Annotated in this window: 14 protein-coding genes; 5 read left to right on the forward strand and 9 right to left on the reverse strand. The window is 69.9% G+C overall.

Going from position 1 to position 13,563, the window contains the following annotated elements; translation table 11 throughout:
• Positions 1-28: 28 nt before the first annotated feature.
• Positions 29-979, forward strand: coding sequence for a GNAT family N-acetyltransferase (locus ACXJJ3_RS05460; protein WP_458168839.1), 951 nt, complete (start codon positions 29-31; stop codon positions 977-979).
• Positions 976-1,920, forward strand: a complete 945-nt coding sequence (locus ACXJJ3_RS05465; protein ID WP_458168840.1) for a GNAT family N-acetyltransferase — start codon at positions 976-978, stop codon at positions 1,918-1,920. Before ACXJJ3_RS05460 ends, ACXJJ3_RS05465 begins: the two co-directional genes overlap by 4 nt.
• On the opposite strand, the gene ACXJJ3_RS05470 is transcribed toward ACXJJ3_RS05465, so the two are convergent.
• Positions 1,865-2,896 (reverse strand): RNA polymerase sigma factor, encoded by a 1,032-nt coding sequence (locus ACXJJ3_RS05470; RefSeq protein WP_458168841.1) that lies wholly within the window; start codon positions 2,894-2,896, stop codon positions 1,865-1,867. The two genes, ACXJJ3_RS05465 and ACXJJ3_RS05470, sit on opposite strands and share 56 nt — an antisense overlap.
• A 75-nt stretch (positions 2,897-2,971) precedes the next feature.
• Between ACXJJ3_RS05470 and ACXJJ3_RS05475 the strand changes: the two genes are divergently transcribed.
• The 3 genes from ACXJJ3_RS05475 to ACXJJ3_RS05485 are packed head-to-tail and all read left to right on the forward strand — an operon-like array spanning position 2,972 to position 5,960.
• Positions 2,972-3,562: an ArsR/SmtB family transcription factor gene (locus ACXJJ3_RS05475; RefSeq protein ID WP_458168842.1), complete on the forward strand. Its 591-nt coding sequence runs from the start codon at positions 2,972-2,974 to the stop codon at positions 3,560-3,562.
• A complete protein-coding gene (locus ACXJJ3_RS05480) occupies positions 3,562-4,851 on the forward strand; it encodes an MFS transporter (RefSeq protein WP_458168843.1) in 1,290 nt (429 codons plus the stop codon). Before ACXJJ3_RS05475 ends, ACXJJ3_RS05480 begins: the two co-directional genes overlap by 1 nt.
• Entirely contained in the window at positions 4,848-5,960 is a 1,113-nt protein-coding gene (locus ACXJJ3_RS05485; protein ID WP_458168844.1) for a mandelate racemase/muconate lactonizing enzyme family protein, read from the forward strand. The genes ACXJJ3_RS05480 and ACXJJ3_RS05485 overlap by 4 nt, the downstream gene beginning before the upstream one ends.
• Positions 5,961-6,006: 46 nt before the next feature.
• Here the strand turns inward: ACXJJ3_RS05485 and ACXJJ3_RS05490 are convergent, their stop codons facing one another.
• The 8 genes from ACXJJ3_RS05490 to ACXJJ3_RS05525 form a co-directional block, all read right to left on the reverse strand.
• Positions 6,007-7,596, reverse strand: a complete 1,590-nt coding sequence (locus ACXJJ3_RS05490) for an MDR family MFS transporter (protein ID WP_458168845.1) — start codon at positions 7,594-7,596, stop codon at positions 6,007-6,009.
• Positions 7,596-8,009: a MarR family winged helix-turn-helix transcriptional regulator gene (locus tag ACXJJ3_RS05495; protein ID WP_458168846.1), complete on the reverse strand. Its 414-nt coding sequence runs from the start codon at positions 8,007-8,009 to the stop codon at positions 7,596-7,598. The genes ACXJJ3_RS05490 and ACXJJ3_RS05495 overlap by 1 nt, the downstream gene beginning before the upstream one ends.
• Before the next feature lie 188 nt (positions 8,010-8,197).
• Positions 8,198-8,653 carry a MarR family winged helix-turn-helix transcriptional regulator gene (locus ACXJJ3_RS05500; RefSeq protein WP_458168847.1) on the reverse strand — a complete coding sequence of 152 codons (456 nt, stop codon included), beginning with the start codon at positions 8,651-8,653 and terminating at the stop codon, positions 8,198-8,200.
• On the reverse strand, positions 8,650-9,411 hold the full coding sequence (gene hisF, locus ACXJJ3_RS05505; protein ID WP_458168848.1) for an imidazole glycerol phosphate synthase subunit HisF: 762 nt from the start codon (positions 9,409-9,411) through the stop codon (positions 8,650-8,652). Before hisF ends, ACXJJ3_RS05500 begins: the two co-directional genes overlap by 4 nt.
• Positions 9,412-9,431: 20 nt before the next feature.
• On the reverse strand, positions 9,432-10,001 hold the full coding sequence (locus tag ACXJJ3_RS05510; RefSeq protein ID WP_458168849.1) for a hypothetical protein: 570 nt from the start codon (positions 9,999-10,001) through the stop codon (positions 9,432-9,434).
• A gap of 54 nt (positions 10,002-10,055) precedes the next feature.
• Entirely contained in the window at positions 10,056-10,625 is a 570-nt protein-coding gene (locus tag ACXJJ3_RS05515; protein WP_458168850.1) for a hypothetical protein, read from the reverse strand.
• A 399-nt stretch (positions 10,626-11,024) separates the two neighbouring features.
• On the reverse strand, positions 11,025-11,957 hold the full coding sequence (locus ACXJJ3_RS05520) for a lysophospholipid acyltransferase family protein (RefSeq protein WP_458168851.1): 933 nt from the start codon (positions 11,955-11,957) through the stop codon (positions 11,025-11,027).
• Positions 11,957-13,510: a lactate racemase domain-containing protein gene (locus ACXJJ3_RS05525; RefSeq protein WP_458168852.1), complete on the reverse strand. Its 1,554-nt coding sequence runs from the start codon at positions 13,508-13,510 to the stop codon at positions 11,957-11,959. The genes ACXJJ3_RS05520 and ACXJJ3_RS05525 overlap by 1 nt, the downstream gene beginning before the upstream one ends.
• Positions 13,511-13,563: the final 53 nt, after the last annotated feature.

Consider the following 13,563-nt stretch of genomic DNA (forward strand, 5'->3'; position numbering starts at 1 on the left):
TACGGCGGTCATTCCCCACGATGGGCGGATGACCGCCGTACTGCCGGAGAAGTACACCGTCCGACCGCCCGCGAAAGAGGACGCGCAGGCGATCCTCGACCTGGTGTCCGCGTACAACACGTCGGTGATCGGGTTCGCCGACTGGACGCTCGACGATGCGCTGGACGGGCTGACCGACGAGTCCTTCGACGCGGCCCGCGACGGCTGGCTGGTGTTCGAGGGCGATCGGTCGGCCGGGTTCGCGTGGATCTCGGGGAAGGGCGATCGGCGGCAGCTTGACCAGGACGTCGTTGCGGCCGATCCTGAGCTGGAGCGGTGGCTGCTCGATCAGGTCGAGGAGCGGGCGGCGTCGCTGGGGCGGGAGTACGGGCAGACGGTGGTGCAGCTCGACACGGTCGTGTATCAGGTCGATGCGGCGCGGCGGGATCGGCTGGCTGGGTACGGGTACGAGCGCGGGACGGTGTTCCACCGGATGCGGATCGACCACGTCGGGGCGGTTGCTGCGCCGGAGGTTCCCGAGGGGGTGGTGGTTCGGCGCGGGGCGTTCGACGAGGCGAGCCGGCGGGCGGCGCATGCGGTGCTGAATGCGGCTTTCGACGGGCAGTTCGGGTTCACGCCGCGGCCGTTCGAGGAGTGGCAGGCGTCGCAGGAGAACCACTCGGCGTTCGACTGGTCGCAGCTGACCGTGCTGGAGGTGGACGGCGAGGCGGTCGCGATGCTGTCGGCCACCGACCAGTTCGTCGAGGACGAGGACTGCGGGTACGTCGGGCGGCTCGCCGTACTGGAGCAGGCGCGCGGGAAAGGGCTGGCGAAGTTCCTGCTGCGGGACCAGTTCGCGATCGACGCGGCGGCGGGACGGAGCGGGACGATCCTGCACGTCGACACGAACAACCCGACGCCGGCGCTCGGTGTGTACCTGTCGGTCGGGATGCAGGCCGTGCTGGTGATGGAGGTCTGGCGACTCCAGGTCGCGGCATGAGCCTGCCGGCCGGCTACACCTGGCGACCGATGCGCCTGGAGGACGCCGGGCTGATCTCGGAGCAGTCCGCGGCCTACACCTCGGCTCTGCTGGGCTTCGCGAAACACAGCCCTGAAGACGTCGCCAACTACCTCCGCGATCCCGGGACGAACCCGGCGACCGACGGCTGGGTGGCCTTCGGCCCCTCCGGCTTCGCCGGATCAGCCACGGCGGTCCCGATCACCGGCGGCTCACACGTGGTCGTCGACATCCTCAGCACCGAGCCACCCGTCCTCAACTGGCTGCTGCACCAAGCGGAAGCACGCGCAGCTGTCACCTCCGCCATTCTTCGGGTGGGGGTGGTTCGGCAGGATCAACTGCTGCCGGGTGTGCTTGCCGCGCGGGGGTATTCGATCGGGACGTCGGTGTACCGGATGCGGATCGGGTTCGACGGGGCGGTCGCGGAGCCTGCGGTGCCGGACGGGATCGTCGTACGGCGGGGTGCTCCGGACGTGGCCGGACAACGGGCCGCGCACGGCGTACTGATGGAGGCGTTCGCGGAGCAGCCGGGGACGTTGCCGCGGCCGTTCGAGGAGTGGGTGGCGTCGCGGGAGAGCCGGTCGACGTTCGACTGGTCGCAGGTGACCGTGCTCGAGCAGGCCGGCCGGGCGGTCGCGATGACCGAGTGCAACGACAACTTCGTCAGCACCGACAACTGCGGGTACGTCGGACGGATGGCCGTCGTACCGTCCGCCCGCGGGCGCGGCCTCGCGACGTACCTGCTGCGCCACGCCTTCGCCGTCCACGCGGCCGCCGGGCGCTCCGGGACGATCCTGCACGTCGACGCGAACAACCCGACCCCGGCCGTCGCGCTCTACACCGGCGTCGGCCTGCGCCCCGACCTGATCAGCGACATCTGGCAGCGAACGAGCCGGCCTGCCGCCGGCACTCCCGCCCCCTGAGCACGATGCGCTCCCCCTTCGTCCCGGCGTACACCGTGCGGTTGCCGAGCGGGCTCTGCAGATCGACCTGGAGGCTGGTCGGGGCCGGACCGGCGGCCGCGCAGCGGTGCCCGTCGCTCTGGTCCGGGCCGACGTCGTAGCGGTACGCCGCGATCCGCACCGAGCCCGCGTCCTGCGCCAGGATCCGGAGTATCAGGTCCGGCATGCACTGCCCGATCGCCGCGTTGTCCGGCTCGACACCGACGGTCAGCATCGTGAGGTGCCGCGGATCCGGCCGCGCCGACGTCACGGCGATCTCTCCACGCAGCAGGACACGCGTCGGCCCGAGCTCGTACTGCCGTGGAGCCGGTCCGTCGACCACGTACCCCGGTCGTTCGAAGCCGATCGTCGGCTCCGGATCGGCGCTCAGGTTTCCCGGCCGGGTAGCGATTCCGATCCCGATCAGAACAGCGGCAACCCCGACGACTGTGCCGACTGTGCCGAAGACGACGTACTGCCGTGCCCGCCGTTCCTTCAGCCGCCGTTCCAGCCTCTCGAACGGCGGTACGTCGTCCGCAGTCAGCTCCACCGGGGCACCAGCCGGGTGACGCCGCCGCCGAGCCTCGGCCAGGCGAGCCTTCGTCGCGCCGATCCGGAGCTGCAAGTCGTCCGCGATCTGCTCGATCGGCAACTCCAGCACGTCGTGCAGCACGGCGACCGCTCGCTGGTCCGGCGTGAGGCCGGCACGCCTACGTCCGGTGAGCAGGGCGCGCCACTTCCGGCGGCGCACCCGGCGGACCGTGCTGCGGACGGCGTGGGCGCGGACCCAGACCTCCGGGTCGTCGTACCGGGCGATGGCATGCCAGCGCCTGAGCAGCTTGAGGTAGGCGTCCTGGGCGACGGCCTCCGCCTCTGCACGTGACGCACCGATCGCCATCAGGACGCCGACCAGCTCCGGCCACGTCCGCCAGTACAGGTCAACGCCGTCGTTGCCCACGGATCCAGTGTCGCCCCGTCGTCCGAGTCGCGACAGAGCTTGCCGTGCCGAGATCTGAGAGACTACTCTCGAAACATGTCTCTCAGAAATCCGTACGGCGATTTCGAGATCACCGATCCCCAGGCGATGCGCGCGCTCGCCCACCCGGTCCGGCTCGCCGCCCTCAGCTACCTGCAACGCCACGGCCCCGCCACCGCCACCCAGCTGTCGGAACACGTCGGCGCCTCCCCCTCGGTGACGAGCTGGCATCTGCGACATCTCGCGGGCTTCGGACTGGTGAACGACGGACCGCCCCCGAGCGGCTCGGACAAGCGGCAACGCTGGTGGTACGCGGTCGCGGGCGGCTTCCGCTACGAGATGCCGGACACTCCGGACGGCGCCGAGGCCGGCCGGCTGCTGCGGACCGAGATCATGAGCCAGGCCCTGGAGGCGGCCCAGACCTGGCTGACCGACACCGAGCCGAGCCTGGACGCCGAGTGGAGCAGGCGGGCCGGGTCGGCCAACACGTTGCTGGTGATCACCCCGGACGAGGCGGACGCGATCGAGTCCGCGATCGAGCAACTGCTGGCGCCGTACGTCCAGCGCCGTGACGCGGGCGCCGTCCCGCCGGACGCGCGACCGGTCCGGCACCTGCGGATCTCCTTGCCCGAAGCAATGGAATCCTGATGAACGGGCTCGCCGCCACGAGCCTGTGGCGGGACCGGAGGTTCCGCCGGTTCTGGTCCGCGCAGGGCGTGTCCGAGTTCGGCGACCGGATCACCGAGCTCGCGCTGCCGCTGATCGCGGTGACGATGCTGGACGCCTCCCCCACCCAGGTCGGCTTCCTGACCGCCGCGGTCTGGCTGCCGAACATCGCCTCGCTGTTCATCGGCACCTGGGTCGACCACCGCCGCGACAAGCGGCCGCTGATGATCGCCGCGGACCTGACCCGGACGGTGCTGCTGCTCACGCTGCCGGTCGCCTACTGGTCCGGTTTCCTTGCCCTCGGCCACTTGTACGCGATCGCGATCCTGGCCGGTACGGCGCATGTCGTGTTCAACACGGCGAACGCGTCGTTCTTCGTCCGGCTGGTGGACCGCGAGCAGTTCCTGGAGGCGAACAGCAAGCTCTCGGCGACGCGGTCGATCTCGTTCATGGGCGGGCCGGCCGTCGCCGGTCTGCTGGCGCAGTGGCTGACCGCGCCGCTCGCGATCCTCCTCGACGCGTTCACGTTCGTGTTCTCGGCGGTGCAGCTCAGCCGGCTGAAGATCGATCCAGGCCCGGCGGAGGAGTCCGACGAGCCGATCCTGCGCCGGGCGGCGGCCGGGATGCGGTACGTGCTGAAGCATCCGTACATCAGCCGCAGCCTGGGCTGTGCGACCACGGTGAACTTCTTCAACCTGATGAGTACGGCGCTGCTCGTCCTGTTCGCGAGCCGCATCCTCGGGCTGTCCGCGGGGATGATCGGCGTGGCGTTCGGGGTCGGCGCGTCGGGCGGGCTGCTCGGCGCAGTCAGCGCCTCTCCGCTCAGCCGCCGGTTCGGCGCCGGCCCGGTGATCGCGTTCGGTGTCATCGTGTTCCCGACCTCGATCGCGATCGCCGCGCTGGCGAGTGGGCCGCTGTGGGTGAAGGCGGTCGCGCTGGCGGTGGCCGAGTTCGTCGGGGCGTTCGCTGTCATGTGCTTCGACGTACCGCTGAACGCGTTGCAGGCGGTGGTCTGCCACGACAACATGCGCAGCCGGGTAGCAGGCGCCTTCAGCAGCATCAACTACGGCATCAGGCCGCTCGGCGCGGTCGCCGGCGGGTTCCTCGGCACCTGGATCGGCGTCCGGGAAACCCTGCTCGTGTCCGCGGCCGGCGGACTGTTGTCCGTAGTGTGGTTGATCGGCTCACCGATCGTCCGCACCCGCGAACTGACCGGCCTGGAGCCACCCGACCAACTTGTCGCCGAGGCCCTCGAGGACCAGAACCCGTGAAGATCACCGCCATCGAACTGCTCCGCGCCGACCTGCCGCTCGACCCGCCGTTCGACGCGGCCTGGGATCCGGTACCGCGGACCGGGTTCGCCGCCACCCTCGTGAAGGTCAGTACGGACGAGGGCATCGTCGGCTACGGCTCCGGCGACACCATGGACGGGTTCGAGCCGTACGCGCACCTGTTCCTCGGGCAGGACCCGCTGCGGATCGGCCGGCACGTCCGTTCGCTGGAGACGATCTCGTTCCACGGCGGCCGGTACTGGCCGCTCGAGGTGGCGTTGTGGGACCTCATCGGCAAGGCCCTGGACACGCCGGTGGCGACGCTGTTCGGCGGCTGCGAGACGGCGGTCCCGGCGTACGCGTCGACCGGCCGGCTGCTCGGCCGCGAGGAGCGGGTGGAGAGCATCCTGGCGCTGCGGGAGCGCGGGTTCCGGGCGGCGAAGCTCCGGGTCGCGCCGGACGACCTGGAGAACGGGATCGGTACGGTGCTCGCGGTCCGGGAAGCGGTCGGACCGGAGTTCCGGCTGATGGTCGACCTGAACCAGGCGTGGCGGATGGCTGGTGACGTGCGGCGCGCAATGGATCCGCCGCAGGTACGGCGGGTCGCCGAGCGGCTCGCGGAGGCGGACATCTTCTGGCTGGAGGAACCGCTGCCGCTGGACGACGTCCGCGGACTGCGCGCGGTCCGGGAGCAGACCGGCGTCCGAGTGTCCGGCGGGGAGATGGTACGGACGTTCGAGGAGCTGCTGGACCTGGTGGAGCAGGATGCGCTCGACGTCTACCAGCCCGACGTGGTGCTTGCCGCGGGCATGCATCGGGTACGGACGCTCGCCGAGGTGATCCGCCGGAAGAACCGGCTGTTCACACCGCACACGTGGTCGAACGGGATCGGCCTGCTGGCGAACCTGCACGTGACCGCGGGCGTCGGCGGCGGTCCGTACCTCGAATACCCGATCGACCCGCCGACGTGGACCGAGGACCGCCGCGACTTCATGCTCACCGAACCGGTCCTGGTCGGGTCCGACGGGATGTTGCGGGTCCCCGACGCTCCCGGGCTCGGGTTCGAGGTCGACGAGGACCGGCTCCGCGCACTGGCTCCGGCGAACTGAACCGGCGGGGCACTCCTCCTCGGAGTGCCCCGCCGGTTCCGTTTGCTCAGTCCTCGACGAGTTCCTCGACGGGGTCGACCTTGGCGACGGTCTTGCGGAGCGGGACCTCCTTGATGAACACAACTGCGATCAGGCTGACGACCGCACACGCGGCGGCGATCAGGAAGATCCGCGCGGTCGCGTCGCCGTACGACTGGCGGACCAGCTGGGCCAGCTGCGGCGGGAGGTTCTTGACGTCCAGCAGGCTGGTGCCCGAACCGCCTTCCTGCAGCTTGCGCGCCGCCTCGGGACCGTTCGGCCCGGCGAGGACGCCGGCCACGATCAGGGTCTTGACCCGCGCGGCGAGCACCGCGCCGAGGGCCGAGACGCCGACCGCACCGCCGAGGCTGCGGAAGAACGCCACCGTCGCGGACGAGGCGCCGATCTGGGTGACGTCGACGGTGTTCTGGACGGCGAGTACCAGGTTCTGCATCGTCATACCCATGCCCAGGCCCATCGCCAGCATGCCGAGTCCGACGTACCAGTACGGGGTGCTGTGGTCGATGGTGCCGAGGATGACCAGGCCGACGAGCAGCAGGACGCCGCCGGAGACGAGGTACCGCTTCCACTTGCCGTAGCGGGTGATCAGCTGCCCGGAGCCGGCCGAGCCGACGAACGAGCCGAGCATCATCGGGATGGTCAGCAGCCCGGCCTCGGTCGGGCTGTACCCGCGGGCGATCTGGAAGTACTGCCCGAGGAACAGCGCGCTGCCGAACATCGCGACACCGACCGACAGGCTGGCCACGATCGCCAGCGCGGTGGTGCGCTCCCGGACGACCTTCAGCGGGACGAGCGGCTCGGCGACCCGGTTCTCGACGAGGACGGCGAGGAAGCCGACCAGCAGGGTGCCGCCGACGAACAGCGCGGACTGCCAGGACATCCAGGCGAACTTGGTACCGGCGAAGGTGACCCAGAGCAGCGGCAGGCTGGCCGCGATGCTGATCAGGACGGCGCCGAGGTAGTCGATCTGGACCTTCCGCTTGAGCACCGGAAGCCGCAGGTACTTCTGCAGGATCACCAGGCTGACCACGGCCAGCGGGACACAGACGTAGAAGCACCAGCGCCAGCCCAGCCAGGAGGTGTCGACGATGACGCCACCGATCAACGGGCCGCTGACGGTCGCGACCGCCATCACGGCACCCATGTAACCGGAGTACCGGCCCCGCGACCGGGGTGGGATCGCGGCGCCGATGATGGCCTGGGCGAGCGCCATCAGACCGCCCATCGCGAGACCCTGGAGAACCCGGGCTCCGATCAGGAACGGCACGTTGTGGGACAAACCGGCCAGCGCGGACCCGATCACGAAGACCGAGATCGCCAGCTGGACCAGCAGCTTCTTGCTCACCAGGTCCGACAGCTTGCCCCAGATCGGCGTGGACACCGTGGTGGCCAGCAGGCTCGCGGTGAGGACCCACGTGTACTGCGTCTGGGTGCCCTCGAGGTCGGCGATGATCGTCGGCAGGGCATTGCTGACGATCGTCGAGCTCAGCATCGCCGTGAACAGCGCGGCGAGCAGGCCGATCAGGATCTCGAGGATCTCCTTGTGGGTGAGTTCCGGCGCAGTGGGCGTCTGCGACCGGGTCTCGGTGACAGTCATTACTCTCCAGTCTTGGGGCTTTGCCTCACGAGTGTGTTGGCCTCGGTGATCGCGACGGCGACCCGCTGCATCGTTGCGGCGGCCGCTGTCATCGCGTCGTCGTCGAGGTCTGCCAACGCGGTTCTGAGTTGCTGGGTATAGGCGGAGTACATGGCCTCCAGCCGGGCCTTGCCCTCGGCCGACAGACTCACCAGTCCGACCCGGGCATCGGCGGGATCCGGCCGACGGCTCACCAGTCCGTCGGCCTCCAGCGCGGTCAGCTGCCGGCTCACCACCGACGCGTCGACGCCGAGCTTGCCGGCGATCTCGCCGCCGCGCTGCTCACCGTCCTTCATCAGCACCTTCAGCACACTCGCGTCCGACCGGCGCAGTGCGCCGTCGCCGCCGAGGTGCCGGTGCTCGATACAGCGCACGGCCCGAATCAGGGAGCTGACCCCCTCCAACAACTCCTGGGCCGCCGCATCCCGCTCTACCCCGGGGACAAGGGGTTGCTGAGCTAGTTGCATAACCCAACTATATACACGGATAGTTGGTTTCCACAACCATATGCGCAGGATGTGGATGGGTGGTTACTACCTGTTGCCGATCGGTGCGTGGAGCCTCAGCCGAGGTCGGTGTTCAGCCGGCTGAGGAGGCGGCCGAGGTCGGCGAGGTCGGTCGGGTTCCAGCGGTCGAGGATCGCGCGGAACTCGGTCTGGCGCTGGGTGCGCATCGCCTCGTAGCGCTCGGCGCCCGAGGTGGTGAGCCGGAGCAGGCGGGCGCGGCCGTCGTCCGGGTCGCCGACGCGTTCGATCAGGCCGAGGTTCTCCAGCTGGGTGATGCCGCGGCTGACGGTCGACTTGTCGAGGCCGAGGACGTGCGCGACGTCCGAGGCCCGGACGCCGGTGCCCGCGCCGAGCTCGATCTGCGAGATCAGCGCGTAGCCGGCCGCGTCCATGTCCGGGTGCACCCGCCGGGCCAGCCGCAGCGACGCCGACCGGGACCGCCGGAACAACGCCGAGAGCTCCAACTCGATCGCCGCGACGAGTTCCTCCGAGCGCTCCACCTTAGTGCTCACCGGACCACTATCCCGGCGTCCCGGAGGGCCTGCTTCACGGCCGCGATCCGGAAGTCGCCGAAGTGGAACACGCTGGCCGCGAGCACCGCGTCCGCGCCCGCCTGGACCGCCGGCGGGAAGTGCTCCGGCGCCCCCGCTCCCCCGCTGGCGATCAGCGGTACGTCGACGACCGCCCGGACGGCCTTGATCAGCTCCAGGTCGAAGCCCTGCTTGGTGCCGTCGGCGTCCATCGAGTTCAGCAGGATCTCGCCCGCGCCGAGTTCGCAGCCGCGCTGGGCCCATTCGATCGCGTCCAGGCCGGCGGATCGGCGGCCGCCGTGGGTCGTGACCTCGAAACCGCTCGGCTGGTCGGCGGAGCGCCGTACGTCCAGGGACAGCACGAGGACCTGGTTGCCGAAGCGGTGCGCGATCTCGCGGATGACCTCCGGTCGCGCGATCGCGCCGGTATTGATGCCGACCTTGTCGGCGCCTGCCCGGAGCAGACGGTCCACGTCGGCGGCCTCGCGGACACCGCCGCCGACGGTCAGCGGGATGAAGACCTGCTCGGCGGTCCGGCGGACCACGTCGTACGTCGTCTCGCGGGAGCCCGAGGAGGCGGTGATGTCGAGGAAGGTGAGCTCGTCGGCGCCCTCGGCGTCGTACACCTGGGCCATCTCGACCGGGTCGCCCGCGTCGCGCAGGTCGGCGAAGTTGACGCCCTTGACCACGCGGCCGGCGTCGACGTCCAGACAGGGAATCACTCGTACGGCAAGGCTCACGCGGCCAAGCGTAGCGTTGTTCAGAACGACCTCATCAGGCCGACCAGTACGGCGAACGCCGAGAGCGCGACGAAGATCTCGGCCAGGATCGTCAGCTTGCTGCCGCCGTTACGGGGCGCGTCCGGGACCGGCGGCAGGCCGAACTCGTCGGTGACGCGCTGCGGCAGTCGGACGCCGCGGGCGATCGCGGCCCGGAGCGCGTCGGTCAGTACCGGGTCGACCGCGGACGGGACCGGGACCGGGATCGACAGGTCGGTGATGTCGTCGTGGACACTGATCGACACCGAGCCGCCCTTGCTCCGGTCCCAACGGACGGCGGTCACCCGGGTCAGGTCCACCGACTGGCGGCCGATCAGGGTGCCGGCCTCGAGGTAGTGCCCGTTGATCTGGGCGTTCTGCCCGACGTTGCCGACCACCTGAGCGATCACGATCAGACCGATCAGCGCGATCACGAGCGCGACCGACGTCAGCCAGGATCGTCCGACGGTGCGGGCCAGCAGGGCGAGCGCCGCGCCGATGACCAGGACCAGACCGACGGAGAGGCCGAGCCGGGTCAGGCGTGGGATGCGGCGCGGGCGGGTCTCCTCCACGGCCGCAACGTATCGCCGAAGAGGGCTAGCGGGCGGGCCGCGCTGAGAGGGCGCTCAGGATGTGGCGATCAGGCCGAAGACGATGCCGAAGACCAGTACGCCGACGAGGATGCCGGCGAGTACGGCGGGGTTGCTGCCGCCGTTGCGCGGGGCGCCCGGGACCGGTGGGAGGTTGAAGAGGTTGGTGATCCGCTGCGGGACCCGCACGCCGCGGGCGATCGCGTCGCTGAGCGCCTGGGTCAGTGCGGGACGTACCTGGAGCGGGACCGGTACCTGGATCGACACGTCAGTGATGTCGTCGTGCAAGCGGATCCAGATCGCGCCGCCCCTGCTGCGTTCCCAGCGGGTGGTGGTGAGGCGGGTCAGGTCGATGGACTGGCGGCCGATCAGCGTGGCGACGTCGAGGTACGGTCCGTTGATCCGCGGACGCCATCCCATGTTGCCGATCAGCAACGAGATCGCCAGCAGCCCGATCGTCGTCACGACGAGCGCAACCGTGGTCAGGTGGGACCGCGTTCCAGCGCTGACGAGAACCGCGACGGTCGCCGCGACCACCAGCACCAGGCCGGCAGCAATCCCGTACCGCACCACCCGCGAGATCCGCCGCGGCCGCCGTTCATCCACCCGGCAAGGCTATCCAGGCAGCGGTCTACCGACCGACGTGCACCAACTGGCGACAAGCCCCGGGGACCGGCGACAAGACATACCTTGTCGTCAGTCCCCAACACGCAGTCCCGGTGACCGTACCCCGCGTCGCGTCCGGCGTCCCATCACCTTCGGGGGTGGGCGGGCCACCAGCTCCCCCACCCCGGCGATCACCTCCCGCCCCACCACACCTACGGCTGGGCGAGCGGGACACCACCCGCACCCCCGGCGGACACCTTCCACCCCACCACACCTACGGTTGGGTGGGCGGGACACCAACCTCCGGCCCACCCCACCGCCCCCGGCGAGAATCGCTCGCGGCGAGAATCGCTCGCGGGTGGGTGGGTTGGACGTCAAACGGACAGTTGTGGGTGGGAGCTACTTCCAGGCGCGGCGGCGGTTGTCGGTGGATTTCATGGGGCGGGTGGATTCCCAGACGCGGCGCCAGCGGGCGGCGTCGGGGCCGGTTTGGGCGGGAGATGCGCCGATGGCGGCGCGGCGGCGGGAGGCGTACCAGGTGGTGGATTCTTCGTCGAGGAGGGCGGAGACGGCGGCGGCGATGCGGGGGGCGAAGTCGCGGGCGCTTTCGCCTTGGGCGGGGCGGAGCGGGTCGCCGTACCGGACGTGGACAGCGGGGCGGCCGGGGACGGGCCAGCCGCGGCCGCGGGGCATGGCGGCGAAGGAGCCTTTGATGCCGACGGGGATGATCGGTACGTCGTGTTCGACGGCGAGGTACGCCGCCCCCATCCGGAACCGCTGGACCCAGCCGTCGGGTGAGCGGGTGCCTTCGGGGAAGACGACGACGTTCCAGCCGTCGGCGAGCAGGTCGCCGGGGGTGGAGCTCATCTTGCCGCCGCGGCGTTCGATCGGGAACGTGTTGAACACGATCGCCGACCCGGCGGCCCGCCACCACGTGTCGAAGAAGTAGTCCGCGGCGGCGGCGAACGCGGTACGGCGGCGCATCGCGTCCGGCAGCGACAGCAGCAGCAACGGAGTGTCGAGGTGCGAGGAGTGGTTCGCGACGATGATCGCCGGACCGTCCAGCTTGAGCAGCGAGTCGAGTCCGCTGACCTGCGGGCTGACCTCGAAGTTCAGTACGGCGTTCAGCGGCCCCTTCTGGAGCAGGTCGCGGACCGCGATCGCGGCCGGCGTACGGGCCCACCGCGTCGGGAAGACCGAGGTCTCCTTGGGGATCACGTACGGCTCGGCGGACCGCGGGACCTGGGGCCGCCGGCCCCAGCGCCAGCCGCGCGCGACCTGCCGGACGTCGCGCGCGGTGTCGCGGCCGAACTTCACCAGGCTGGTACCCATCAGCGCACGTCCGCGAGCAGGTGCGGCGGGTTGTGCAGGTACGTGATCGACGGCGACCGGCCGACCGAGTGGCTGACCATCTCGAGCGCGTCGGACAGCGTCGACGCGGACCGGAAGCCCATCCGTTCGACGGTCTTGCGGTTGGCGCCGACCCAGACGATGTCGCCGCAGTGGTCGAGCGCGTGCGAGATCCAGTACCACATGTAGAACGGGTGTACGCCGTGGTATGCGTTCGAGGTCCGGTACAGGTGGATGTACCACGGGTCCTCGGCGTACTGCTTCTCGAACTTCGCCTCGATCGTCGCCGGGTCGGTGCTCTCGGCAAGCACTTCCTCGAAGAAGTCGACGTACGACGGGTGGTGCAGCTGGCTGAACTCGTAGTCGACCGGGTGGTACAGGATGACGGCGCCGTCCTTGCGGACGATCGGCTGGCCGAGGTACGAGTTGAAGTAGTAGCCGAGCCCCATGCAGGCGGCGAGGATCGGGTTCATCACCGAGTTGACGTTGTACGGCCCGATGAACGGGACGCCCATGATCGCGACGTCGGCCTGGCCCTGGACCTCGACCCGGTGCTGCCGGTGCACGGCTTCGATGGTCTTCTCGTGGACCGGCTCGATCTTGCCGGCGGTGACGCCGGTCAGGCCGTAGTTGGAGCGGACGTCCTGGAAGATCTTCCGCCGGATCCTGGTCGGGGCGACGTCGAGGCCGCGCTTGGCGGCGAGGTAGGAGCCCTGGTCCTTGATCGACCATTCCCACTCGCGCTTCTGCAGGAACTCCAGCGGCCCGCCGAAGATGTCGTTGTTCAGCGTGGTCTCGATCTGGAAGACCTTGACGTGCTGGGTCAGCACCTCACCCATCCGCCAGGCGGAGTGGTGCATCTTGGAGGCCTTGTGGTCCATGAAGGACCGCGAGTGGATCATCGTGTGGCTGTTGTGGTGGTGCTTCAGCGACTTGTACGACGCCAGCCCGATCGACGTCGACTTGTGCCCGCCGTCCATCGCGACCAGGTTCACGTTGACGTAGACGAGCAGGTCGGACTCGGCGGCCCGCTTGGAGATCTCGACGTCCTCGCCGTGCCGGGTCTGGCCCAGGTGGGTGAGGTTGTCGCGGTCCTCGGCGTCGAAGTTGTAGAGCTTGCCGTCGGGGTAGAACGACCGGAAGACGCGCTCGCCGACGATGTCGCGCAGTTCGTTCGGGGTGAGCCGGCGGTGCAGCGCGTTCGCGGAGATCAGCTCGACGTCGTCGACGCCGGCCTGCGCGGCGAGCTCGAGGACCGCCTCGATGATGCGCTGCCGGATGTCCGGCTTCTTCATCGGCGGCAGCGGGATCGAGATGTCGTCGAACGCGATGGTGAGCCGCATCCCGGCGCGCAGCAGCTCGGGCAGCGGCTCGGACTCGAGCGGGTGCAGCAGCGCGTTCTGGATCGCCTCGTCGACGTCGCGGACGGGCGGCAGTGCCTCCGGCGGGTACACCACCCGGGTGCCCTGCGGGAAACGCTCCAGCAGGAAGCCCTCACCGTTGTGCACGAGCAGGGGCGGAGTACGGTCATCCACCTCAAGGACGAAACCTGGCCGAGACATGTTCAGAACCTCTCTCGTCGTACGTT

The sequence above is a fragment of the Kribbella sp. WER1 genome, from assembly GCF_054189145.1.